The sequence below is a fragment of the Kosakonia sp. 1610 genome (assembly GCF_050435845.1).
GTDB classification, from domain to species: Bacteria; Pseudomonadota; Gammaproteobacteria; order Enterobacterales; family Enterobacteriaceae; genus Kosakonia; species Kosakonia cowanii.
The window spans coordinates 1-24,919 of the sequence record NZ_JBNDKZ010000012.1 but is presented as its reverse complement, the minus strand read 5'-3'; the positions used below and the strand labels follow the sequence as shown (position 1 = coordinate 24,919).

General features: G+C 55.9%; 18 protein-coding genes. 14 read left to right on the top strand and 4 right to left on the bottom strand.

Annotation, left to right across the window (positions count from 1 at the left end; genetic code table 11):
• Positions 1-76: 76 nt before the first annotated feature.
• From traH to ABIC80_RS21570, 10 genes are all read left to right on the top strand, one after another.
• A complete protein-coding gene (gene traH / locus ABIC80_RS21615) occupies positions 77-1,441 on the top strand; it encodes a conjugal transfer pilus assembly protein TraH (protein ID WP_429178518.1) in 1,365 nt (454 codons plus the stop codon).
• Positions 1,441-4,824 carry a conjugal transfer mating-pair stabilization protein TraG gene (gene traG, locus ABIC80_RS21610; RefSeq protein ID WP_429178517.1) on the top strand — a complete coding sequence of 1,128 codons (3,384 nt, stop codon included), beginning with the start codon at positions 1,441-1,443 and terminating at the stop codon, positions 4,822-4,824. Before traH ends, traG begins: the two co-directional genes overlap by 1 nt.
• Before the next feature lie 2 nt (positions 4,825-4,826).
• Positions 4,827-5,399 carry a hypothetical protein gene (locus tag ABIC80_RS21605; protein ID WP_346441141.1) on the top strand — a complete coding sequence of 191 codons (573 nt, stop codon included), beginning with the start codon at positions 4,827-4,829 and terminating at the stop codon, positions 5,397-5,399.
• Between the two features lie 121 nt (positions 5,400-5,520).
• Positions 5,521-6,252, top strand: a complete 732-nt coding sequence (traT, locus tag ABIC80_RS21600; RefSeq protein ID WP_429178516.1) for a complement resistance protein TraT — start codon at positions 5,521-5,523, stop codon at positions 6,250-6,252.
• 133 nt (positions 6,253-6,385) lie between these two features.
• Entirely contained in the window at positions 6,386-6,736 is a 351-nt protein-coding gene (locus ABIC80_RS21595; protein ID WP_277170515.1) for a hypothetical protein, read from the top strand.
• Positions 6,737-6,882: 146 nt separating this feature from the next.
• The gene (locus ABIC80_RS21590; protein ID WP_429178515.1) at positions 6,883-7,191 is read left to right on the top strand and encodes a hypothetical protein; all 309 of its coding nucleotides are present in this window, start codon (positions 6,883-6,885) and stop codon (positions 7,189-7,191) included.
• 105 nt (positions 7,192-7,296) lie between these two features.
• Entirely contained in the window at positions 7,297-9,783 is a 2,487-nt protein-coding gene (gene traD / locus ABIC80_RS21585) for a type IV conjugative transfer system coupling protein TraD (RefSeq protein ID WP_429178514.1), read from the top strand.
• Positions 9,780-15,308 (top strand): MobF family relaxase, encoded by a 5,529-nt coding sequence (gene mobF / locus ABIC80_RS21580; protein ID WP_429178513.1) that lies wholly within the window; start codon positions 9,780-9,782, stop codon positions 15,306-15,308. The genes traD and mobF overlap by 4 nt, the downstream gene beginning before the upstream one ends.
• A 14-nt stretch (positions 15,309-15,322) precedes the next feature.
• Positions 15,323-16,105 carry a DsbA family protein gene (locus tag ABIC80_RS21575; protein WP_429178512.1) on the top strand — a complete coding sequence of 261 codons (783 nt, stop codon included), beginning with the start codon at positions 15,323-15,325 and terminating at the stop codon, positions 16,103-16,105.
• A gap of 350 nt (positions 16,106-16,455) precedes the next feature.
• A complete protein-coding gene (locus tag ABIC80_RS21570) occupies positions 16,456-17,022 on the top strand; it encodes a hypothetical protein (RefSeq protein ID WP_312200639.1) in 567 nt (188 codons plus the stop codon).
• Positions 17,023-17,984: 962 nt separating this feature from the next.
• On the opposite strand, the gene ABIC80_RS21565 is transcribed toward ABIC80_RS21570, so the two are convergent.
• Both ABIC80_RS21565 and ABIC80_RS21560 read right to left on the bottom strand, forming a co-directional pair.
• Positions 17,985-18,209 carry an Hha/YmoA family nucleoid-associated regulatory protein gene (locus tag ABIC80_RS21565; RefSeq protein WP_376748750.1) on the bottom strand — a complete coding sequence of 75 codons (225 nt, stop codon included), beginning with the start codon at positions 18,207-18,209 and terminating at the stop codon, positions 17,985-17,987.
• Positions 18,210-18,384: 175 nt separating this feature from the next.
• Positions 18,385-19,179, bottom strand: coding sequence for an AraC family transcriptional regulator (locus tag ABIC80_RS21560; RefSeq protein ID WP_187510456.1), 795 nt, complete (start codon positions 19,177-19,179; stop codon positions 18,385-18,387).
• 87 nt (positions 19,180-19,266) lie between these two features.
• On the opposite strand from ABIC80_RS21560, the gene ABIC80_RS21555 reads away from it, so the two are divergent.
• Positions 19,267-20,457 carry an MFS transporter gene (locus tag ABIC80_RS21555; RefSeq protein ID WP_429178511.1) on the top strand — a complete coding sequence of 397 codons (1,191 nt, stop codon included), beginning with the start codon at positions 19,267-19,269 and terminating at the stop codon, positions 20,455-20,457.
• A 93-nt stretch (positions 20,458-20,550) separates the two neighbouring features.
• On the opposite strand, the gene ABIC80_RS21550 is transcribed toward ABIC80_RS21555, so the two are convergent.
• Positions 20,551-21,468 carry a LysR family transcriptional regulator gene (locus tag ABIC80_RS21550; RefSeq protein ID WP_015697045.1) on the bottom strand — a complete coding sequence of 306 codons (918 nt, stop codon included), beginning with the start codon at positions 21,466-21,468 and terminating at the stop codon, positions 20,551-20,553.
• Positions 21,469-21,598: 130 nt separating this feature from the next.
• Here ABIC80_RS21550 and ABIC80_RS21545 point away from each other — a divergent pair, with 130 nt between their 5' ends.
• From ABIC80_RS21545 to ABIC80_RS21535, 3 genes are all read left to right on the top strand, one after another.
• On the top strand, positions 21,599-22,996 hold the full coding sequence (locus tag ABIC80_RS21545) for an amidohydrolase family protein (protein ID WP_015697044.1): 1,398 nt from the start codon (positions 21,599-21,601) through the stop codon (positions 22,994-22,996).
• A 14-nt stretch (positions 22,997-23,010) separates the two neighbouring features.
• Entirely contained in the window at positions 23,011-23,484 is a 474-nt protein-coding gene (locus tag ABIC80_RS21540) for a DMT family transporter (protein WP_429178510.1), read from the top strand.
• A gap of 87 nt (positions 23,485-23,571) precedes the next feature.
• Entirely contained in the window at positions 23,572-24,423 is an 852-nt protein-coding gene (locus ABIC80_RS21535) for an SMP-30/gluconolactonase/LRE family protein (RefSeq protein WP_429178509.1), read from the top strand.
• A gap of 224 nt (positions 24,424-24,647) precedes the next feature.
• On the opposite strand, the gene ABIC80_RS21530 is transcribed toward ABIC80_RS21535, so the two are convergent.
• The coding region (locus ABIC80_RS21530) for an aldo/keto reductase (protein ID WP_429178508.1) at positions 24,648-24,919 on the bottom strand (272 nt) is incomplete at its 5' end.

Here is a 24,919-nt window from a genome sequence, read left to right as displayed (position 1 = left end):
AACAGAATGATCACAACTATGTATGCACCGCATAAGGCGGACTGCTGTCCGCTCCCCGCCGGGCAGGAGGGCGTCCATGCTTAAGACACTGATAACGGCCGGATGCGTGTTTATCGCAGGGTGTTGTGCGCTGCCGGCACAGGCTGACGTAAACGGCGATCTCAACGGCTTCTTTGGCAGCCTCGGCTACAGCGGCAACGTCACCCAGGCGCAGGCATGGCAGGGGCAGGCCGCCGGGTACTTCACCGGCGGGTCGGTTTACCTGCGTAACCCGGTCAAGAACGTCCAGCTTATCTCGATGCAGGTGCCCTCCCTGAACGCCGGCTGCGGCGGTATCGATGCCTATCTCGGCTCCTTCTCCATGATCAGCGGTGAAGAAATTCAGCGCTTCGTGAAGCAAATCATGAGCAACGCCCAGGGCTATGCCTTCGATCTCGCGCTGCAGACGATGGTGCCGGAGCTGAAGCAGGCAAAGGACTTTCTGCAGAAGCTGGCCAACGACGTCAACTCCATGAACATGAGTTCGTGTCAGGCTGCGCAGGGCATCATCGGCGGTCTGTGGCCGGTCACCCAGGTCTCCCAGCAGAAAATCTGCCAGGACATTGCCGGCGAAAGCAACATGTTCGCGGACTGGGCAGCCTCCCGTCAGGGATGCACCGTGGGCGGCAAGAGTGACAGTGTGACGAGCCGTGCCAGCGACAAGGACAAGGATCAGGTCCTGAAAAACAAAAATCTTATCTGGGATGCACTCAGCCGTAACCGGCTTTTTGACAACAACCGCCAGCTGAAAGAGCTGGTCATGAGCGCTGTCGGCTCCATCATCTTCAACAAGGAAGGGCAGGTGACCATCCTGACGCCGCTGGTTGATAACCGCGACCTGGTCAAGGTGCTGATGCGGGGCGGCACGGCGAAGGTGTATGGCTGCGACGAAGAGTCGGTATGCCTGACGCCGATGGTGGTGAGCATCAACGTTCAGGAGCAGAACGGGCTGGTCACGCTGGTGAAAAACCTGATGCTCTCCATGCAGTCGAAACTGGTCAATGACACGCCGCTGTCGGATCAGGAAAAGGGGTTCGTTAACACCACCTCCGTGCCGGTGCTGAAGTATCTCACTAACGCCCAGAGTATGGGGCAGAGCGCGACGTACCTGCTGCAGGTCAGTGACTTCATTGCCCAGGACCTGATGATTCAGTACCTCCAGGAGCTGGTCAAGCAGGCCTCGCTCTCGATGGCCGGGAAAAACTGGCCGGAAGAAGCGGCCTCAAAACTGCGCGACAACGTACTCCATGCTCAGGGACTTCTGGCTGACATGAAACTCCAGTCAGCTGCTGACCAGAATGCGCTGGACGGCATCGACCGCAACATGCAGTACCTGCAGCAGCAGGTCTCAACCATCGTTTCCGGCTCATACCAGAGCAACTACAAGTGGGGGAACCCCTGATGCTTGAAATCTATACAATCTACGGTGGCGGGATGTGGAAGTCTGCGTTTGACGCAGTCGTCGGTATCCTCGGCACCGGGACGTGGAGCACCCTGCTGCGTATCGCAGGCACTTTCTCGGTGCTCGGCGTGCTGGCAACGTTCACCAAAAGCCGTAACCCGATGGTGTTCGTGCAGTGGCTGGCGATATTTATGCTGATCACCTCCGTGCTGCTTGTGCCGAAGCGCTCGGTTCAGATTATTGATATCACCGACCCGGCGGCCGTGTGGGTGACCGATAACGTACCGGTGGGACTGGCCGGCATTGCCTCGGTGACAACCGGCATCGGGTATCGGGTTGCGCAGCTTTACGACTACATGATGGCGCGTCCGGACTCGGTGACCTACACCAAAACCGGCATGCTGTTCGGGTCCGGTATCGTGGCGGAAAGCAGTGACATCCAGACGCAGAACCCGGAGCTGGCGCAGATGCTGCCTGACTACGTGGAAAACTGTGTCATCGGCGATATCCTGCTGAACCACAAATACACCGTGAACCAGCTGCTGAACACCACTGACCCGCTGGGGCTTATCACCAGTAACCCCAGCCCGCTGCGGGGGATTTTCAAAACCACCTCCACGAACCGTGAGTTTCTGACCTGTCAGCAGGCCGCCTCGCAGATCCAGACGCTCGCAGGGCAGGACAGTCAGCTGACCAGCCCGACCTTCTCCATGCTCACACAACGCATCTTCGGAAACCGGATGAACGGGGCGGTGATGCTGGCCAACGCGATGAATGAAAGTTACGGCTTCTTCTACGCCGGCGGAATGAGTGCGGCGCAGATCATGAAAAATAACGTGACCAACAGCGCCATCCGTCAGGGCATCCGCGGCTTTGCGGCCCGCTCATCGGACACCGCGAACCTGCTGAATCTGGCCACCGAAAGTGCGGCCACCAAGCAGCGCCTCAGCTGGGCGGCAGGCAGCACCCTGGCCACGCGGCAGTTACCGTTCCTGCAGTCACTCATGATGCTGATCCTGGTCTGTCTGTTCCCGCTGGTCATCGCGCTGGCAGCGGCAAACCACAGTCTCTTCGGGCTGAACACCCTGAAGCTGTATATCGGCGGGTTTCTGTACTTCCAGATGTGGCCGGTGATGTTCGCCATCCTTAACTACGCCGCGACATTCTGGCTGCAGACAAAAACAGGGGGAACCCCCCTGGTGCTGTCCAACCGGGATGCGGTCGCGCTCCAGCACTCCGATGTCGCCAACCTTGCCGGGTACTGCGCAATGTCGATTCCGGTGCTGTCGTTTTTCCTGACCAAAGGGGCGGCGGCAATGGGATCGCAGCTGGCAGGCAGCGTGATGAGCTCGATGGCGTTTGGCTCTGCCGGCGTGGCCTCCACCACCGCAGACGGCAACTGGTCGTTCAATAACATGTCGATGGACAACCTGAACCAGAACAAGATGGACACCAATATGGTGCAGCGTCAGGGACAGCAGACCTGGCAGGCAGATAACGGCTCAAGCCACACCCTGACTTCCAGTGGACAGAATGTGATCGACGGCTCCGGTGCCATGTCCAACCTGCCGGTGAACATGCGTCTCAGCCAGCTGGCCAGCTCCGGCTTCCAGGAGCAGGCGCGCATGTCGCAGGTGCAGGCGCAGACGGCACTCGATGGCTACAACCACAGTGTAACCAGTGGCTGGTCACAGCTGGAGCAGGTGACTAAGCAGTCGGGCAGCACGGAAAGTCTCAGTAATGGCAGTGAAAACAGCCAGGCCGTGAATGCCACTCGCGGGGCGAACATGATGTTGTCAGCCGCAGAAAGCTATGCGAAGGCTAATAATATTTCGACACAGGAAGCCTATAACGATCTTATGTCGAAATCACTTGAAGGTAGTGTGAATGCAGGCGCAAGTATGAAAGTCAACAGTGGCGATCAGGCCCTCGGCATGGTTGGAAAATGGACCACGGGTGTCAGCGTAGAAGGGCATGCTGGAGCTGAGGTTAAAGGTACTAAAGGTAGTTCACATGGAACCCAGACCAGTAATTCCAACACGTCAGATATGCGCCACGATAAGAACGGGCAAATGGTTAATGACTTCAAACAGGGCATGGATATGGTGGCCAGCAGCCGTGTTAACGAGTCTGCGAGCCATTCCGAAAGTGCCGGCACCAGTAACGTTCAGCAGCTTGCTGCCACGCTTAACGATGCGCAAAGTCAGTACCATCAGTTCACGACCAGTTCGACGAACAGCAACGAATTCAGCCGTATGGCCACACTTGCTCAGAACGAGAGTGCATCGCTTGATACCAACTATACGCAGGAATTCGTGGACTGGGCATCCAACCGCTATGGTGACAAGGCGCAGTCCATGCTGACCAGCGCCCCGACTGCACGAGAGGCCGCGATGGAATTTGTTAATGAGCGCCTCAAGCCTGAAATTATGGGCGACTATGGGCAGGGGCGCAGCGACCTGCAGAGCGGCAATGAGCACGCCGCTTTCGGCGGAGAGCACATCGTCCGCACCGCTGGCGAACCGCAGCCACTTAACTCCACAATATCTTCACAGGGCGGACAGCCTGAAGGCGGTACTTACAGCCCTGCATCCTCCGCCAATCAGCACTTTGTCAGCGAAAGCGGTAATCATTCTGTCAGCGGTGGTAATCATGCGGCAGGCAGCGAAACGGGTGGGCAGACACTGCAGGGTGGCAGCCAGACCTATCACAATGAAAGTGGCAGTGCTCCGTTAACAACCGGGCCGCAAGCTGCAGGTTCTGAAATCAGCGGTTACGGGCATACTGAGCATCGCAGTGTGTCAGGTGTTACCACACCGGGCAGCCATGCACGCGCGAATGGTTCTGAAGAGCCGGTTACGAACAATTCTTCAGGCAGATTCAGTGAGTCAGGCAGCAATGAGATACAACGTGCGGGTGGCTATAATACACAGCATCATAATACTGAGCAGCAGACGGGTCACAGCCAGTTAACGTCTCAGAAAACAGGGGGCAATCTTGAAAGCTCAGGCCATCAGGTACGCGGCAGTAAGGTGCCTGGTGAGGATATGCAGACAGCATTCCAGCAAAATCAGTCACGGCTTCAGGAGCAGGCAGGACAGGGCTTTGCACCACAGGAAGAGCTGCAGCAGCGCGTGGCAGCACAAAGATCTGCTAACGAGCAAAATATCAATAAATCTTCCGGGGAAATAGGCAAAAAACAATCCACTGTTCAGGCATCCAGTGATATATTAAAAGGAGAAGAATACAACGCGCAGAGTAAATTTGCTGATGGTTATGAAGGAGAAAAAGCACGTCAGAAATTTATTCCACAGCAGGCTGATTCAGATGATGTTAAAGCCAAGCTTGAAGAAATGCGTAAGCAGGCTGGTAATGGAGATTAGCGATGGTAATTACTCAAAGTGATGTAAATGAAGATCTTCGTATGCTGATGCAGGATATCGAAGATGATTCTAGGCCCTTGGTTCGTCCTGTAAAAGCGTTAAAACTCAGCATGGCGTGGCCCTTAAGTTGTGCGCTTTGCTATGCAATAGTAATTATTCTCGTCGCAATTAAATTCGAGCCATATGTTAATCATTTTGATAACAAAGTGAATGTTATCAATGAATATGGCTTCGCGTTCTTATTCGGTGGCATGAGTATTTTTTTTGCATTATTTATAGGTGCGATGCTATACGGACCTATGCTGGCTTATCTCACTCTGAGCCAAAGCGTCCGGAATAAATCCATTATCATCAATAGGTTTAAACCTCTAGTGATTAAACTTGGACGTTTTTTCTTTATCTGCAATTTGAGCTTGGCAGTTATATGCATTTGGATACCAGACCTTTTGGTTGCTTCTCCTTTTGTATTTATGTTTTCCTTTTTGATCATGCAAGGCATAGTGAGCGCGGAAGCTACTCGCTATGGAGTTGGCTCATTTATGAGTAAACTGACCAAGCTATCAAAGAAAATATAATATTTTTAATAAAAGCCATCGAAGACCGGTGGCTTTTTATTTGCCACAACCACTCTCAGTCCCATCAATGCAATCCTAGATTCTCCCTATCTTAAACAATCAAAGATAATAAGGTATTTAAATGAAACTGAATAAATTTGCAGTTTGCGGCCTCGCTTTGTCTGTTTTTGCTCTCAGCGGCTGCGGTGCCATGAGCACAGCGGTTAAAAAGCGCAATCTGGACGTCAGAACGCAAATGAGTGAAACCATCTGGCTTGAGCCTGCCTCTGAAAGAACGGTGTATATTCAGGTGCGAAACACGTCGGACAAAGATATGTCGGGGCTGCAGACAAAAATTGCCTCAGAACTCACTGCAAAAGGGTATCAGGTATCAGCCTCTCCGGACGCGGCGTATTTCTGGGTACAGGCGAACGTGCTCAAGGCCGACAAAATGGATTTACGCCAGTCGCAGGGCTTCCTCAGTTCCGGTTACGAAGGAGCAGTGACGGGCGCTGCCCTGGGCGCGGGCATTACGGGTTATAACACCGGCTCCGCTGGCGCAACACTCGGTGCGGGGCTGGCTGCAGGACTTGTCGGTATGGCGGCTGATGCGCTGGTCGAGGACGTCAACTACACGATGGTGACCGATCTGCAAATCTCCGAGCGCAGCAAGGCTGTCGTCACAACGAACAATGTGGCGGCGCTGAAACAGGGCTCCTCCGGTGTGAAGCTGCAGACCAGCACAGAGCAGGGCAACCGGGCGAAATATCAGACCCGTGTGGTCTCGAACGCCAACAAGGTTAACCTCAAGTTTGACGAGGCAAAACCGGTGCTCGAGGCGCAGCTGGCCAGGTCCATCGCCGGCATCATGTAACACCACTTCCCCTCCGGGCATCCTGCCTGACTTCTCTGTTAACAACGCCTTTCCGGTTTCGCCTTCCTGTCGCGCGCAGCGTCGTCGGGTGCATTGCTGTATCCGGAAAGGCGCAACATGATGAGGTGCAATAGTGTCTGTATATATCCCGTATCGCAGGCCGGGTGGCTCAGAAGACCTGCTGGCGCTGATTGCGCTGGAAAGCGATCTGGTTCATGCCCTAGCCATTATCCGCCAGTCCGGAAGCGTTGAAGAGTATGAGCGGCTGGCGCTTGCGCCGTGGTGGGCCGGGTACGTTATGACCCTGGAGGGCCTGGACGCCAGTTTGTGGGACTCTGAAGCCTGCGCGGATGTGGCGTTGTCTGTCAGACATCTGGCCACTGAAATGGATGAACAGGCGTGGCGGACCGGCATCAGGGACGCAACGTATGAACTTAAACAGCAGGAGGAAGACCGGCATTACCTTTCAGTCTCATCGCCATAACCGCTTTCTGCAGGTCTTTCAGCCCGGCGCGTATGTGCCTTTCTCACCCACAGTGGATATTTCGCTTCCTCACCAGACAAACGGCTGCGCCGGTGTCCGGATTGCGGCGAGCGCTGCGGGTTTAACGTCAAGGGACTGTTTCCATCATGAATTCTGAAAACAAGCAGCATGATCTGCCCGGATTATGGTCGCTTATCCATCTTGAAAGTGAGCTGCTGATGACAGCCACCTGTCTGAAGGTATTCGGTTCGCTTCCTGAAGGTAAAGACAAGGCCCTCATTGCGTACTGGGCAGGCTACGTATTCACCCTCTATGGTCTGGCATCCCGGGCGGGACATTCACCCGGTTATACAGAGGTGGCCGCCGCTGTCCGTTCTGCGGCAGTGAGCATTAACGAACAGGACTGGGAGGACGGATGTCATCAGGCAGAGTATGAGCTGAGCCAGCTGGCATAGAACGACCTCCCCCGCAGTACCAGGTTAATCAGACCTGCTTCAACTTTTCTTCCCTGATAACGCACATCACCACACCGGTGATGCGATAACGGCCGGACAAAATCTATGAGCTTTAAAGGAAAAAACCTCACACAGGGCGGGCAGATGACCGCCTACCGCTGGCGCATGTTTCTGCAGGTGAACAACTGGATCGGCTACTGGGTATTCCTGTTGTTTGGTGCCATCACGGCATGCCTGTTCTTCTGGCTGACGCCCCAGGAAATGCTGGATAACGGCAGCTGGTACTGGTTTGCACGGGTCAACGAAAGTTTCATCGACCTGATGCCGGCCGGTCAGGGGAAGTTTTATGAGATCCATTACTTCTACGCGCCGACCAGCACCACCATGACGCTCAAAATGACTCTCCAGCAGATGCTGAAAGACCCGTACATGCAGTTCATGGGTGACAGGCTGGCGGGGCATCTGCAGACCGCCGCAGCGATAGCGGGTGTGATCAGCATGGCGGTCTTCGCCGGCGTCGCCTGGTACATCGCGCGGATTGGTAAACAGGAGAGCGAGGACGAATACCTCTCCGGTATGAAACTCACCGAGTTCGCATCGGAGGTCAATGCCCTGCTGCGTAAAAATGGCGAGCTGTCAGATTTGCGTGTCGGCGACCTGCACCTGGTTAAAAACGCCGAAGTGATGAATTTCCTCATACACGGCACCATCGGGGTGGGCAAGTCCACCGCAATCCGCTGGCTGCTGGATATCATCCGCCGGCGCGGCGATCGCGCCATCATTTACGATTCCGGCTGTACCTTCATCGAGACCCACTACAACCCGGACAAGGATTTCATCCTCAACCCGCACGATGAGCGCTGCGCCAACTGGCAGCTGTGGGAAGAGTGCGTGGATGTTATCGACTTTGAAAACTTTGCAACCAGCCTCATCCCCGTGGAGGGTGAGTCCGATCCGTTCTGGGTCTCCAGTTCCCGGACGATTGCCTCAGACCTTGCCATCCGCATGTCAGCAGACCCTGAGCGCAGTATCGAGAAATTCCTCAAAACACTTCTGTCACTGAGCATGAAAAGCCTGCGCGAGTATCTGGCCAACACGCCGGCGGCGAACCTGGTCGAAGAGAAAATCGAAAAAACGGCCATCTCCATCCGCTCGGTTGTCACCAACTATGCCAAGGCGCTGCGGTTTCTTCAGGGGCTGGATGACGGCACGCGGCCTTCATTCACTATCCGTAACTGGATGACCAGCGAACAGTACAGTGACAGCTGGCTGTTTATCTCCACACAGGCCCGTCACCGCAAAAGCGTGCGCCCGCTGATTTCGATGTGGATGTCGATGGCCACCCTCTACCTGCAAAGCATGGGCGAGAACGCCGACCGCCGGGTGTGGTTCATCATGGATGAAGCGCCAAGCCTTCAGCGTATTCCCCAGTTTGAGGAGACGCTGGCGGAAGGGCGCAAGTTTGGTGGCTGTTTTGTCATCGGTATCCAGAACATGCCGCAGCTTATCAACTCGTATGGCCGGGAAGTGGCCAAAGCGATTTTTGACCTGCTCAACACGCGCATGTATGGCCGCTCACCGAGTGCTGAGGTGGCGAAAATGGTCGAGGAAGAGCTGGGGAATCAGCGACGCCGCGAGGCACGCGAGCAGAACTCCTACGGCCTCGATCAGGTGCGTGACGGGATATCCCTGGGCAAGGACAAGGTCAGCCAGCCCATCGTTGATTATGAAGACGTCATGCAGCTGCGTAACCTGAAGTTTTACGTGCGGCTGCCGGGCGAATACCCGGTGGTGAAGCTGGCGCTGAAGTACCGCAACATCAAAAAAATAAACACGGCATTACAGGAGCGCAATATCCGTGACGCCCTCAGCCCCGAGCTGGAAAAGGTGATCAGGGAGAACGAGCGCGATGCGGCCCTGGCCGGCCTGGTGTTCCCGACCGGGGAAGAGCATCTGGAAAAAGCGGCGGCACAACCAGATACACAGCTGTCAGGTCAGCCGGTCAGTCCGGCTCCTGCTGCCACGCCATCACAGCGGGTCCAGCCAGCCCGCAAGGAAGCCGTGCAGCCTCCGGCCGGAGAATCTGTTAACGCTGCGCCGCTACAGGTTACACGTCCTGAACCATCCCTGCCCCGGCGTCCGGGTGTTGCCCATCTTCGTCCGGTTCCTGCAGAGACACCGCCGGAGAACCCGGCGACAGAGGCTGTTAATGATGCCCCCACAGCAATAAAGCCGTCTCCATTGCCAAAAACACCTTTGCACGAAACGCCTGCTTCTGCCTCCCCGGTAGAACTGCTGAACCGTATGCGTCGTAAGCCACTCGATGCTGATGCTGCAGAAAGTAATGAGAGTGAAGGCGGCGGAGAGGCACAGGAACTCAGGATGCAGGTCACGCAGCTGGAAAACGGTGGGCTGGAGCTGAAGGCCGCCGGCCAGCCCGGAACCGCGTCCGGACACCACAACGAAGACGGGAATACCCGCCAGCGGATGGAGCGCGAGGAGGAAAACATCCTCGTTAACCGCCACCCCGAAGACCCCGGCTTTGATGAAGCCGATTTTGAACGCGATTATGACGGAGAACCCGAACGATGATGTCACCCGCCCCCATCGTGTCTGCCGGTGATGCGGCAGGCTACTACAGCAACAAAGACAACTACTATTTTCTCGGGCAGCTGGAGAGCGAATGGCTGGGTGAGGGGGCCAGTGCGCTGGGGCTGGACGGTCCGGTGCGCAGCGACCAGCTGACGGCCGTGCTCGAGGGCCGCCTGCCTGACGGCTCCCGGCTCGGTAAGGAGGTCAACGGTATCCACTCCCATCGCCCCGGCCATGACCTGACGTTCTCGGCACCGAAAAGTGTCTCCATCCTCGCCCTGGTGGGCGGGGATAAAGCCATGCTGGAAGCGCATCAGTACGCTGTGCGTGTGGCGGCAGGCTACGTTGAAAAACTGATCTCCGCGCGCGAAACCGTGGACGGCAAAACCTCCATCATCCCCACCGGGAAAATGGTGGCCGCGCTCTACACGCACGACACGTCCCGTAACCTCGATCCGCTGCTGCACACACACATGCTGGTTGCCAACATGACGGAGCTGAACGGCAAATGGAAGGCGCTGGCCACGGACTACATCCACAACGCCGGTTTTATCGAGACAGTGATGAAAATGCAGGTCACGCTGGGAAAACTTTACCGCACCGCCCTGCGTGATCGCGTGGAAACCCTGGGGCATGAAATTGAGGAAGTCGGGCCACACGGGATGTGGGAAATTAAGGCCGTGCCGGAAGAGGTCCGTGAGGAATATTCCTCGCGCGGCCGCGAGATACGGGGTGCCGTCGGTGCCGAGGCCACGCTGAAAAGCCTCGATATCGCCGCCAAGAACACCCGTAAAGCCAAAGTCGATCCCTCCCGTCTTCGCCTGATGGAGCGCTGGCAGACCCAGATGAAAGAGAAGGGCTGGGATATGAAAGCCTACCAGGACAGCGTGGTGCCGCGCGATGCGCCCGACGCCGGGGCCGTGGCCATCCCTGCGGCGCACCGGCAACCTTTTCGTGACACCACACAACCGGACGCAACGAAAGCGCCGTCGCCGGCAGAACAGCCTGCCCGTGATGAGCAGGCGACACGCAGTAACGGGCAGCGCGACGCGGAACAACCGGCCCGATCTGCAGAAGGGCGTGACCCGGCTGAGCCTGTGCCGGCACGCAGTGTTCCGGAGCGGAATAGCGCACCGGCGAGCGCAGAGCGGGGCGGGAACGTGAAAACGGCAGATTCGCAGCAGCCCGACGTTCGCCAGGAGGTGACGGATGCCGTGCGCATGGCCGTTTCTCAGCTGAGCGACAGCAAAACCCGGTTCACCTGGGGGGAGCTGCTGCTGAGCACCACCGAATTCAGCGACAAAATACCCGACGTCAAAGAAATCAAACTGGCACTGGATGAGGCGCTGAAGGACGGGCTGATTGTGCCGCTTGATGCAGAGAAAGGCGTGTTCACCTCCCGCCATCACCTTCTCGATGAACTCTCCATTCAGGCGCTGGGAAAGGAGCACCTCAGCGAAACGCATGTTGTCAGCTTCACCCGTCCGGCACAGTACGCGCCGCCCGCCCTTGAGCCTGTTGAGAAGGATGCCCTGGTACTGATGAATGCCCCGAAGGGCGTGGCTGGCATCCGTGAACTGACGGAGCAGCTGGCCGGTATTTCTGCCGCGCATGGCCGCGAAGTGAAGGTGCTGGCCAGCTCGGCTGAACGTGCCATTTCACTGGCTAAATCAGATGCGCTGCGGGAACACATCACCGGGCGACAGCAGCTGCTGAAGGGGGAACTGAGCCTGCGGCCACAGAGCACGCTCATTATTGAGGGGGCAGAGCGTCTGGGGCTGAAGGAAACGCTGATCCTGCTGGGTGAGGCGCGGGAAAAAGACGCCCAGCTGGTCTTTCTCGACAGCGCGGGTCGTCAGGCGAACGGGAATGCCATGTCAGTGCTGGAATCTGCCGGCGTGAAGCGCAGCCGCCGCACGGAGCCGTCGCCGGGTCTTGAAGCGGAGGTGGTCAGCATTGCTGACAAGCGCGATCGGTACAGTGCGCTGGCCACCCGCTTTGCGGAGCTGAATCCGGGCACGGAGCCGGTGACGGCGGTGGTGATTGGGCAGCGCGAGCAGAAGCAGCTGACCGGACTTATCCGCGATGCCCTGCAGAACGCGGGGCAGCTTGAGCGTGACGGTGTCACCATTGAGGCGCGCACCCCGGTGTGGCTGGACAGCAAAACCCGCCGCATGGCCGGGTCTTACCGTGCCGGTCAGGTACTGGAGGACCGGTCGGAGCGTGAAGCCCGGCACTTCATTATCGACAGGGTGCATGAGGAGACACGTATGCTGTCGCTTATCGACAGCGACGGGGTACTGGTACGGCAAAAAATCAGCGACCTGACCGCCGACTGGCGACTCTTCAACAGCGAGCAGTTGCACGTTGCCGGCGGCGATAAACTTATTGCGCTGGCCGCCGACCGCAGTGCAGGCCTGAAGGCAAAAGACAGGCTGACCGTGACCGGCATCAGCCCGGAGGGCATCGGGGTCATGCGGGACGGAAAGGCCGTCACGCTGCCGGCAGACAGGCCGCTGTATGTGACCCACGGCTACGTGGCCGGGCCGGGCAACCGTGACAACGACACCGGCGTGGTGCTGGCCGCTCTTAATTCGCGTGATATCTCAGCCCAGACCATGAACTCCCTGGCGCAGTCCGGGAGCCGCGCCGAGATATTTACGGCCGAGACGCAGGACCGGGCGGAGGCACGGCTGCAGCGAATGCGTGTCGACAATTCGCCGGTGCAGCTTGTGACGAAACTCAGCGGTGAGGCCGACATCAGCAGCGCTGTCCGGACACTTCAGGCCGGTGTGCTGAGTGACGCCGCGCTGGCGGTCCAGCGTGCCATTGCCGATCAGCAGTCAGTCACCCTCAACGAGCTGAAGCTGGCTGAGGCCGCGACGGCGTTTCATCCGGGTCTGACGGAAGTGACGCGTGAAATCAATGCGATGATCAAAAACGGCGACCTGATCCGCGTCCCGAACAAAACAGAGCCCCTGCTGGTAGCCCGCGCGACCTGGGAGATGGAGAAAACCATCATCAGCGCCATTGTCGCGGGCAAGGACACCCAGGCGCCCCTGATGGAGCAGGTGGATAATGCCCTGCTCGACGGCCTGACGCAGGGGCAGAAGACGGCGGCGCAGCTGGTCCTCAACAGCCGGGATCAGTTTACCGGTATACAGGGGTATGCCGGGGTGGGTAAAACCACCCAGGTGCGCGCGGTGAAAAGCGCACTCGACACTCTGCCGGCATCCGCTCGTCCCGCACTGCATGGTCTTGCACCCACGCACCAGGCGGTGAAGGAGCTGCGGGCGGTGGGGATCGAGGCACAGACGGTCAAATCCTTCCTCGTCGAGTATGACCAGATGAAGGCCGCCGGCGAAAAGCCCGACTTCAGCAACCGCGTTTTCCTTATTGATGAATCCTCGATGCTGGGCAACCAGGACACTGCCGCCGCGTATCTGGCCATTCAGGCCGGCGGGGGGCGGGGCGTGTCGATGGGGGACATCGATCAGTTTGAATCCCCGGAATCAGGGGCACCGTTCAGGCTGGTTCAGGAGCGCAGCCCGATGGATGTGGCCATCATGAAACAGATTGTCCGCCAGAAGGAAGTCAACCTGCGTGACGCGGTACATGACGTCATTGATAACCGCATCGATGCCGCGCTTGAGCGGCTGAAGCATCAGCCTGCGGATCTCGTTGCCCGTCAGGAACCGGACTGGCAGCCCCCCTCTGAGGGACTGGCGGAGTCAGACAACCCGGTCAGTGACCTGGTGGCTGACTGGCTCAGCCGCACGCCGAAGGCACGGGACGAAACGCTGATTATTGCCCAGCTGAACGACGATCGCGCGGCCATTAACCGGGAGATTTTTGACGCACTGGACGCGCGGGAGGAGCTGGGCCAGAAAAAAATCAGCGTGCCGGTGCTGGAAAAAATTAAGCATACCCGGCATGAGTTCAACAAGCTGGCGGCCTGGGAGGCGGGGATGGTGCTGAAGCGCGGCGACACCTATCAGGATGTGGTGGCCGTCGATTATAACGGCTCGCTTGTTACCGTCCGGAACGAGAATGACCGGATCGCGATGGTTTCACCCCGCGAGCTGCTCACCGGCGACGTGGAGCTGTTTAAACGCAGCGAGAAAATACTCGCAGCGGGTGCCGTGGTGCGCTTCACCGTCACCGACCGTAACCGGGGGCAGGCTGCCAACCAGAAATTTACCGTTGAGAAGGTGACCGATAGCGGGGACATCGTGCTGCAGGGCGCGGACGGGAAGAAAACCATCAATCCCGTGCAGGTCAGGGCCGAACAGCATCTGGATTATGCCTGGGCCATCACAGGCTATGGTGCACAGGGTGCCAGTGAGGGGTCGGTACTGGCGCTGGAAGGGACGGAGGGAAGCCGCCAGGCGATGGCACACAAACGTGCCTTTTACATTTCGTTATCGCGTGCAAAACAGCATGTGCAGGTCTATACGGACGGGACGGAAAAGTGGGTCAAGAGCATCAAACGAACCGAGTACGATCTCAAGACGGCACACGATGCCCTCAGCCCGCAGACAGAGCGAAAACAGGCGAAGGTGATCTGGGCGATGGGACAGCCAGTCGGTAAAACCGCGATAGGGCGCGCGTGGTCGCGGCATGAGGCGATGGGAGAGCATAACCTCACCGCGAGAGTGATCCCGGCCACCCGGCGTTTCCCGGATCCGTCCCTGGCGCTGCCCCTGTATGACAACAACGGTCGCAGCGCCGGGCTGGCGCTCGTCTCACTGGTAGCAAGTGACACCGGTCACCTGATGCGGGGTGACGTGCGTATGGTGGCCACCGAGGGCGCGACCGGGGCAGTCATGCAGCGCAGCCGCAGCGGGAACACCCATGTGGTACGCACGGCTGACGAGGCGTTTAAAGCGGTCAGGGAGCACCCCGAGGACGGTGTGGTGTGGCAGACCGGCGACGAGAAGCCTTCACCGTGGATGCTGAAAGTCAGCCAGGGCGCAGCCCTGTCGGAAGAGGCTGCCCGTGCACAGACGATCAGGCTTGCTGAGTCAGAGGCCGTGACGGTGCCGACAATCGCCCCCGTTCGTGACGATGAATCTGTTCCTGCCCGTGCCATTGAGCAGGCCATACAGGCGCTGCGGGGAAGCGATGAATATGCGATTGCAGAGGCACAGCGTCAGCAGGAGATGCAGGCGTATGAGGAGTACCAGAGCCGTATTGTGCTGCCTGAAGAAGAGAGTGTCGCGGATATCCGTCTCAGTATGAAAGACGACGCCACACAGGAGCGCCAGCCCGCACCTGACGGGAAGGACATTGCGCGCATTGCCGGCGAGGAGCGGGAACTTCAGGCGGATAAAGCGCGTACCGGCCCGCTGCCGGCACTGTCGCAGGATAAAGCCACCGGCGAGCGTGCCGTTGCCGGGCAGGTTGCCCGGGATCTTGCTGAGCAGCAGCGTGACATGCCGCTGCCGCGCGATATGCCTGAGCGCGGACGTGAGATAGAGCATCAGGAGCACGCCCCCCCACGCACCATTCAGAAAGAACGTTAATCAGGAGAGCACACGTGAACGTAAGAAAGACAACACTGTCATTAGTTACAACAATCATATTGTCTTTATTTACCCCACTCCATGCAGCACCTGCACCGGCATTCACGCCAGAGCAGGAAGCCCGCATCGGGGAAATAGCCGCTGATTATCTGCTGGCACACCCGGAAGTCCTGGTGCAGGTCAGCCAGAAGCTGCAGCAACAACAGCATGCGCGTGAGCAGCTGGCCATGAGCCTGAAGGTCATGGATAACCAGGCGGCACTGCTCAGGGATACTGACACGCCGGTGACCGGCCCGGCCGGTGCGAAGGTAGCCGTGATTGAGTTCTTCGACTATCAGTGTGTGTTCTGCAGCAGGCTGGCGCCGGGGATGGAGCAGGTGATGAAAGCCCGCCCTGACGTGCGTTACATTTTCAAGGAGTGGCCGATATTTGCACAGAAGTGGGAGATGTCGTCCCTGGCGGCGCAGTACGGTATCGGGGTCTGGAAAGCGAAAGGTGCTGCTGGCTACCTGACCTACCACAACGGGATATATCACACGGGGCACATCGAGGGTGACCTGACAACAGAGGATCTTAAGGCGGCAGCTCACGCCGCCGGCGTGGATACGCTGAACGCCGTGGACCATGCCCCTGTTCTGGAAAAAAACGATGCGCTCGCGCAGGCGCTGGGGCTCACGGGTACGCCAGGACTGATTGTGATGCCAGTGGAAAATGCCTCACATGAAACCATCACAGTCTTTGCCGGGCTGGCGTCACCGGAGCAGATTCTGGCGGCGATCGATAAAGCACAGCGCTGACGCGCCCGGTTCCCGCCGGGCTTGTCCAGCCCGGCAAAAGCAGGATGACCCCCTGCCTTTACCGGGTTACTGGTTATCAAGTATGTAAACTTTAGCATGTGCTTGCAGACCGGCATCGTGCCGGTCCGGATTTACATATGCGTGAACATATTAGAAACATTGGAAAGTACAGTTTCTGTCAAAGGTGTCACAAACCTGAACGGACGTGCCGGGAGGCGGAAAATAAACATTTATAATTACATCGACCTGAAGTGTGGTATCGAAGCATAGATACAACTACGACCTGATAGATTAATGACATTTAATTTTTGCCCCATCAGACTACATACATCAATACAAGAGAGGGAACCGTGAAAAAACCAGAGCAGCATTATGACCTGGAAATTCCTGAAGACGACTATAAAATGGCCGCCGTCAAGAGACGGGATAAGGCAAATTTTGAGTCGCCTTACAAATGGGTATACGTAGGTGCTGACTCAAGGTCTCCCGGGGATGCAAAGGTAGGGATTACGATGAAAGACCTGCGTTCCCGCTCTTACAGCACAGGTAACCCAGGATATTTTCTTTTCTGTGCCTTTCAGTGTGACCAGAGAATCACGCAGCAACAGCTCGAAGACATTGAGAGAAGCGCAATAAATTATCTCGACAGAGTATTTGTCGACGATAACGGTATTACGAAGCGCGTGCGCCACTGGGAATCACAACGGCTGTCGGAATGGTATTACGGTATAAATTTTGAGGAGTTCTTTGTCCGGGTGCACGATTTCCTCTATGACAATTACGGCACGTATTTCCAGATTGGTGCTTTCACTAATGAGCTTGGTGAGATGGACGGCCAGGCACTTGCATGGTTTTTCAACCCTCGACTGGAACCTGGTGTGAGTGAGCGATATTTAAGAATGATACTCCGGTACTGACTAGTGAATACAGCCAGAGCGCGTGCAGAAAAAATCCCGCCGGAGCGGGATTTTTCATACCTGCCTCAGCGGTTTTCTATGTAATCCATAATTACCAGAATAATCGCGATCATCGGGTGCATCAGTTTCAACAACTTACTCATATAAGCCTCCAGGCTCAGTGTTTACGTTCATGCCAGTATTCCCTTAAGGTCAGAATGATGACCGTCAGGGGTTGCGCGAGTTTCAGTACCAAAAGCCACATATGCATTTGATTTCTTCCATCTCTTTACGCCTGGCTGTAAACACCCTTGGGCTCGTCTTTACAGTTGTTGTGTCTGGTGCTGGCAGACACATACGGCGTAAATCTCGTTGGGGTAAGGTTCAAGCATCACCAAGAACCCGACTTAGAAAATTCACTTTAGAATCAATGTCAAATCATTAAAGCAAGATAAAATAATTGAAGGATGCCGTTCTTATCGTTAAGCTAATTTCAGCTGGCAGACACATACGGCGTGTGGAAAAAGCCGCAAACTTTTTCCCGTTTTGAAAGGCCCGACCTCATCAGTCGGGCTTTTTCATATCCTTCTCTTGACCTAAAGCTCGCCACAACATCTAGCGGCTACCTCTGGTAACACACCCATATCTAGGCCTTGACAATCATTTTAGTAACCTTTGTTTTGAGTACAAGAGTTGATTTTGGTGCTAACTTGAGGTTGCTAAAGCGTAATAAACGCTAAGTCCTCGCCGCATAAGGCTTGCGGAGGTTGTCAAGAATCTGAAAAAAAAATGAAATTTTGATCGAGTGCTGATTGTTTATCAAAAGAATCACGAAAATGGGCGCGTTTACCTCTTTCCCATCACTTTTCCGTGATGTTACAAGTCAGAAGTAGCAACGTCTCACAGCAGCTTTAAGGTAAAAAAAGTCATTTTGAAGCAAGTGAAAGTGATTAAGCTATTAACATACAGTTAACGTAACAGGTTCAAAGATTTCTCCAGGCACTGGCCGGAACTTTATCCCACAACTGCTTGTGTTTTAGTTCTGCTCTGCGGTGATCAGACGCACTCATCATCGCGTCAAGTTCATGCCCGGACAATTTATCTCTCAAACGCTCAAACACCCTTTCCAGCGTGTCTTCTGATGAACATTTCCTGAATTTCATCAGATAGAAATGCTGCAACTCTTTGTATGCATTTTTATCGTCCACGTTGTTCTCCGGAAGATATATCGGCAGCGATAGCTGCGCATTGTACCTAGGGTCCGCTTGGAAAACGGAAAATATCCTACGTTAAGCCTGTTTTTTAAGCAGGAATGACAGGCAGTTTTGAGTGAACAGCGGACGCTGGGGTTCTTTATAAAAATTCGGTTTGTGTTGTTTTGCATTAGTTTAGAGACGAAAAATATTGCGTCGGTGATTTACCCAGCGCTTTTCTGAACATCGTAATAAATGCGCTGACCGAATCATATCCCAGCGTTCCGGCTACGCGCTGCACGGACTGACCTTCAGCCAGATGGCTCAGGGCAATCATCAAATGCAGTTGCTGACGCCAGCGACCAAAGCTCATTCCTGTCGCCTCTTTTATCAGCCTGGCCAGCGATCGTTCGCTGGTGACCAGATGCGCAGCCCACTGCTTTAACGTTCGCCGATCATCAGGCTCATTAAAAAGTGCCTCCGCCATATTCCGGATTTTAGGATGATCGGATACGGGAAGATGGAGCGCTTCAACCGGCACATCCGGAATATGCTCCAGCAGCACCGCTGCGAGCCTGGCAGTTTTACTGTCAGGAGAATAAGCCTGTCCCTGTTCTGCCAGATACAGAACAAGCTCGCGGACCAGAGAAGTAATCGCCAGGGTACAACAGATTTCCGGCATCGCTGCCGCGCCGGGTTCGATAAACAGAAAGCAGGTATCTGCATTCTTCGTGACCCGGCAACTGTGGGGGATTTCACCCGGAACCCAGACAGCATGTCCGGGTGGAACAAGCCACAGCGCATCCTCAACCTCACAGCTCACTGCACCGCGCAAAGAGATAATAAGTTGTCCCTTACGGTGAGCGTGCGGACTCTGACCTGCATACTCGCCTGACGATGATACATGCAGCGCGATAGCAGCCTGACTGAAAGCATCGGAATTAAACTCATCCGGTGAGGTCACCGGTTTTTTATTAAGTGGCATGATTTAGTTATATGTTGTCAGGTTATCTATATTCTGTAACTCATGCGTCCTTTAAAGTCTTTCTTTTTACCAGAGAAAGCAAAATTTATGTCCCACACTACGAACAAGTGGTCTTCAATCATACTTGTGACCGGCATCCTTTTTATAGCTATCAACCTGCGTGTTCCTTTTACCGCTATCGCACCCGTTTTAGAGTCTATTCGCCATGATTTTGGGCTAAGTATTACTGCCGTTGGGTTGCTTAACTCGCTGCCTTTACTGGCATTTGCCGCCTTTTCACCGCTGAGCGCATCCATCTCACACAAGTACGGTCTTGAACGCACCCTTTTTGGTGCCCTGGCCGTGATTTCAGCTGGCATCCTGCTTCGCTCCACAGGCAGTGTCTGGGCGCTTTATGGCGGAACCATATTGCTAGGTATCGGGATTGCCCTCGGCAATGTCCTGTTGCCTGGCCTTATCAAACGCGACTTTTCTGGTAACGTGGCTTCCGTGACGGGGGCATATTCCATCACCATGGGCGCGGCTGGTGCTATTGGTTCAGCCGTTGTCATTCCTCTGACGCAGAACTGGGGCTGGAACATCGCGTTAGCCATGTTGGTTATTGCACCGCTGCTTGCGTTGCTTTTATGGTTGCCCCAGTTAAAGATGAAGCATCAGTTGCCAGCAGCGGGTGAGAAAACAACGGCGACCGTCGCGGTCTGGCGCTCGCCTCTGGCATGGCAGGTCACCTTGTTTATGGGCCTGAATGCGATGCCGTTTTATGTTGCTGTCGGCTGGCTGCCCGCCATTCTAACGGACAGTGGACTCTCCTCAGCCCAGGCCGGTGAAGTACACGGCATTCTTCAGCTGACCACCGCCATTCCCGGCCTGATTCTGGCCGCCACGCTGCGTCGCCTCAACGATCAGAAAGCAGCCGCTGCCGGCGTCAGCCTGTTAACCGCTGCGTCCTTTATCGGCATCATGTACCTGCCGAATCTGGCGATGCTGTGGGCTGCTCTTCTCGGCTTCAGCTCGGGTGCCAGTATGATGCTGGGCCTGACCTTCATCGGACTTCGTACCAAAAATGCCGGTGACGCCGCCGCGCTGTCAGGCATGGCGCAGAGCGTCGGTTATCTGATGGCGGCGATGGGTCCGCTGCTGCTGGGCAAAGTACAGGAGTTGTCCGGAGGCTGGACATTGCCATTACTGATGACCGCAGCAATCGCGGTCGCAGGTGCCTGCACCGGAATGGCTGCCGGACGAAATGCGCATCTGGAACCTGTACAGCAGACGGGCTGAATTGGCTGGCACCACAGGGGAACGATCGGTTCCTCTGCTGTGGATGCAGTCCATTATCGTTCTGAAGCGTACTCTTGCTCTCAAGACCATCTCTTACCGGGAAGGCCGTTTCTCACCTGCGACATCGTTGAAAAGTTCGCCGACCCAGTCAGCAAAAGCACGCACGGCGGGAGAGAGAAAACGCTGATGCGGATAGAGCATCGTCACCGGCACGGAAGGTGGCTGCCAGTCCGCCAGAACCTCGACCAGTTTGCCTTGCCGCAGATTCTCCGAAATCACATTCTCAGCAAGCTGCGCCAGCCCAAAACCCTCAAGGCACAGTCTGATATAGAGTCCCGTTTCGTTAACGGCTGCATCCCCCTCAACCGGCACAGAGAAGGCCTCAGTGCCTCGTGTGAAACGCAGTTCATTAGTGCGTCTTCCCGAACCGGAAAAGTAATGAATCGCCCGATGCAGCGACAACGCTTCCGGCGTCTCAGGCACACCGTATTGCCTGAGATAGTCAGGCGAGGCGCAGGTCACCCAGCGAAACCGGCCAAGTGGCCGCGCAACCAGCGTGGAGTCGGTTAATTCTCCGGTTCGGATCACGCAATCTATCCCTTCCTGAACAAGATCGACCTGCCGGTCGCTGACGCCAATCATCAGGTAAATATCCGGATAGAGCCGGTAAAATTCTTTCAGATTGGGCATGACGACGAAGTGGGCGATACCCCCTGGCATATCAACCCGCAGCCGTCCCTGGGGTCGCCTGACGGAATCACTCAGGCTGGATTCACTAAGTTCAATTAGCGACAGGATCTCCCGGCACTGCACCAGATACTGCAGTCCTTCAGGTGTGAGGCTGACCCGTCTTGTTGTCCGGTTAAGCAGACGTACCTGCAGGTATTTCTCCAGATTTTTAATCGTGCTGGTGACGGTGGAAGCTGGCAGTGACAGTGTCTCTGCCGCGCGCACAAAGCTTCCGGCTTCAGCAACCCTTATAAAAACCTGCATAGCCTGAATCCGATCCATCGTCCTGCTCCTGGGTAAAAGTGAGTCTGATTATTCGCGAATTATGAATTATGAAAACGCTTTAAGCATCTTATTCAGGCTAATAACGTGGTGTATCGTTTCCCCATTAATCAGGAAAGAGGCAGGTTTAATGACCAAATACATCCGAAATATTGTTAATAATCAGAATAGTACTTCACAGGCTACGTTGATTCGTGGCGCCACGATACTGAGCATGGATGGGAGCGTCGGTAACATTGAGCACGGCGATATTCTCATCAACGGCTCAACTATTACCGCCGTGGGCCAGAACCTGGATGTGCCTGGTGCGCATGTCATTGATGCCACCAACATGATCGCCATGCCGGGAATGGTCGATTCTCATCGTCACGCATGGGAAGGACAGTTGCGCCGCATTAACCCAAACGCCACCTGCCTGGACGACTACAGCAACGCCACGCACTTCTCCTTCGCTAAATATTACCGTCCTGCCGATATCTATGTTGGCAACCTGCTGACGGCGCTGGGCGCTATTGACGCGGGCATCACCACAATGATCGATAACTCGCACAACAGCCGAACCGCAGCGCATTCCGATGCCGCCGTCGAGGCCCTGCTTGATACCGGCATTCGTGCCATTCATGCTTCCGGCGCACCGGTAGCTGGCGAATGGGATAAAGCGCACTGGCCGGGAAACTGGCAGCGTCTGCAGGATAAGTATTTCACCGACAACCCTGAAAGCCTGGTCTCTCTCGCCGTCATGGCCCAGCTGGAGCCGGAGTTGTGGGCCGAAGCCCGCCGGCTGGGACTGTCGATTGTCACTGAGTTCTTTGGCGCTGAGATGGGGTCTGAACTTGAGTCGCTGCATCAGCAGGGGCTTCTGGGTCCGGACAATATTTTCAATCACTGCACGGCGCTGCCCGACAGGGGATGGGAAATTCTGCGGGAGGCCGGTGTCCGGGTGAACGTCTGTCCGCGCTCAGATTCGCACTATGGCATCGAAAGCGGGATGTTCGCCATTGAGGCCGCGCAGCGTCATGGCATCAACCCTGGCCTGAGCGTAGACAATGAAACGTCGTACAGCACCGATATGTTTATGGAGATGCGCGTCGCCTTTTACCTGCAGCGCGTGATGGGCATGCATCAGCAGCAGTGCTGCGATTCTGAACATGCGCTGAAAACGCTTCCGGCGGCGCAACTCCTTAAAGCCGCGACTCTTGATGGCGCTGCCTGTGCAGGGCTGCAGGACAAAGTTGGCAGCCTGACGCCAGGCAAACAAGCCGACCTGGTGCTGATTAGCGTCAGTGATCTCAATCTTTACCCGTCCGGCAATGCCTTTGGCACGGTGGTTCATGCCGCCGAGCGCAGCAACATCGACACCGTCATGATCGGCGGACGCATCGTTAAACAGAACGGTAAGGTGCTGGGCGTAGACAGCGCGCGACTACGTGCGGCGATTGATGAGTCGCGTGAGCACCTTTTTGCAGCCTCTGGCTACCAGCCTGACATTTTTGCTGACACCTTCCTGCCGCTGGTGCAGGCCGACTGACCAGGATGAAAAGCATGGGCATGACCTATTACGTAATCGCTTTTGCCGCAGGTCTGGGGATCACCCTGCAGACGACCCTGAACAGCCAGCTGGCAAAGGGACTGGGCGGCGACCCGGTCACTACGGCGCTGTTTTCATTTACGGCGGGCGCGTTCAGTCTAGGGATTTACGCGCTGCTGCGGGGTGGGTTGATGACATCGCTAGCGGCGATCCCGTCGCAACCCCTCTGGAGTCTGGCGGGCGGAATGATAGGTGCATGTGCACTGTTCAGCTATGTCGTGCTTGCGCCGAAAATTGGGTTTTCAGCTCTGCTCGGGCTGGCGATTGTCGGACAGTTACTTTCCTCGCAGATGATTGATCATTTTGGCTTGTTGGGCGCTGTGCGGCGTCCGGTTTCGTTACTCAGGCTGGGGGGAATGCTGGTTATGCTGATCGGACTTGCCGTCATGCTTTTCAGCGATCGACTTTCTGCGCGTTATCTGCAGTAACTGCGTTTACCCACGTTTACCACAGCGCAGACGCGGGTGAGTCACGCTCAATGTGCAGTACGACCTTTATTTATCCGGAGGATTAACATGTTTTCAATTGCAGCTGATGTCAGGAATACGCTGGGAGAGTGCCCCCTGTGGTGTGAAAGAACATGCAGACTCTATTGGACTGACATTGAATGCAGTGAACTACTCGCCTTAGAAGAAGGCGATGACGCTGTGATGCGCTGGTCGCTGCCAGAACGCCTTGGATCCTTTGCCCTGACCGAAAAGAGTCACATTCTGCTGATGGGACTCGCGTCCAGGCTGGCTTTCTATGATCTCAACACCGGTATTCTTACAACGGTGGCAGCCTCACCGGGAGAAACAGGCACCCGCACAGGTGACGGACGGTGCGACCGTGCCGGTAATTTTGTCTTTGGGACTATGGATGAAGGTTATCCCGTAAAAGTCATCGGTAAGTTTCACCGACTAAATGCTGCAACGCTGACTGTTGAAACGCTTGCGCTGCCCGAGGTCGCCATCCCGAACAGCATCTGTTTCAGCCCCGATGGCTGCACGATCTATTACAGCGACTCGATGCAGGGCAAAATATTCTGCTGCGATTATCCATCTCTGGAGAACCCGCGCGTGTTCACCGAAACAGCAGGCAATGGTGCACCTGACGGCTCCTGCGTGGATGCGATGGGCTATTTATGGAATGCTGAATTGGGAGGGAATCGTATTGTTCGTTACAGTCCGGATGGGACCACAGACACTATCCTGCCATCCCCTGGTATCCAGAGCACCTGTCCGATACTGGCCGGTGAGGGCTTCACCAACCTCTACTGCACCACTGCTTCTGTGGGGCTTTCTGCGCCATCAATTTATGACGGTGCTTTACTGAAGGCCGAATCTGCAGTCTTTGCCGGTTTACCAGAAAGCCGGTTTGCAGCATAAACAATGTGAGAGCTCTAATTGCCGCATGCGGGCAGGACTTTATCTGCTTCAGTCTGCCAGTAATGTCCGCTTCTGGCACCAAACTGCTGTAGGTGAAGCCCATCAGGCTGCTTCGAGCGAGCAGCGGATCTTTGACACTGAGATATTCAGCTTCTACTGGCATTTATTTTGTACCAGCCCTTTTCGGCCTAAATACGAACCGGACATCCCATATATATTTTATTTCAGACGGGTGACTCGCCCAGCACCCAACTGGATCCGGTATCGGTAAAGCCCGCAGGGAAACGACTCGCGGCATTATATGACTGTATCCAGCCCGGATAACGAATCCCTGGATGACTGACCTCATCGAGCATTCCTTTTTCTTCTTCACTGAGCTCAACAGACAGTGCGCAGAGGTTGCCCCTGAGTTGCTCCACATTACGCACGCCCGCTATAACGCTGGTCACCTGCGGTGACGAAAGCAGCCAGGCGAGCGCAATGCAGGCTGGTGTGG